At 53.3% G+C, this 967-nt stretch carries 1 protein-coding gene; it reads right to left on the bottom strand.

Translation table 11 applies throughout. The features are described 5' to 3' along the window. The coding region (gene tnpC, locus ACX5KA_RS14085; protein WP_458731470.1) for an IS66 family transposase at positions 1-967 on the bottom strand (967 nt) is incomplete at both ends.

Here is a 967-nt window from a genome sequence, read left to right as displayed (position 1 = left end):
GACTAAGGGTTCGCTGTGTTGTTGCCGGTAGGTATGGATATCAGCCAGGTCTGATTGCTTATCCCGGATGTGTTTTTCATGCCGGTAGAGCGTGGCGATGATATCCAGTGCCTGTTGCGCTGTTTGCGGCTCACTGTCGAGGGCTTTTTCAAAGCCTCTGCGCATGTGTACCCAACAGGCAGCGTGCACAATCTGCAGTTCGTGTTGATTTAATTGTTCAACCGTTTTGGTGTAAGCGGCATAGCCGTCGGTCAGCAAGGTACCGGTAAAGTCCTGTAGCTGTGCTTTGGCATGCAACATGCCCCGGCTGTGACTCCAGGTAAACGCCACCTCATCACTGTCACCGTACATCGGCCAGAAGTAGGTTTGTTTCATTTGCCCCGGTTTTCGGCCAGCCCCTTTGGTACGCCCGGCTTTAATGGGCACTTCATCCATGGTCAGTATGTTGCTTTGCAGAATGTGCTGCCACTGGGCCTTGGCGATGGGCCGAAGCAGCTCAATGCCTTGTTGTATCCAGTTGATTAAGGTAGCCCGGCTAAGGGTGATACCGCTATCGAGCATCCGTTGATGTTGGCGGTGAAGCGGTAAGTGATATACCGCTTTATCCACCATCAGCCCAGCGAGTAGTGAGACATCGCAGTAACAGCCTTCCAGTACATTGATGGGGGCTGGGGTATCCTTAAGGGTTTGCGTGGTTTTATGACGCACGACCTGACGACGATACACCAGTACCACATAACTGCCGGGCTGTTGTGCTAAGCGACGGGTTTCTTTGATATCCACGACATCATACTGGTCGGCATCCGCCCCCTGTAACTCAGGCGCAGGCACATCAATAATCAGCTGAGGCACCGTCTCATCAAAGCGTAGGCCGTCATCATTCACATCCGAGTCGCGACGTTGCTTTTGTGAGGAACGGGTATGGGCCTTCACCGGTTTGGTGTCTGCCGGTAAGGCGTGTGTCTCA

Source organism: Alteromonas alvinellae (genome assembly GCF_902705805.1).
The sequence above is the reverse complement of the archived record's forward strand: the minus strand, read 5'-3'. Positions and strand labels throughout refer to the sequence as shown.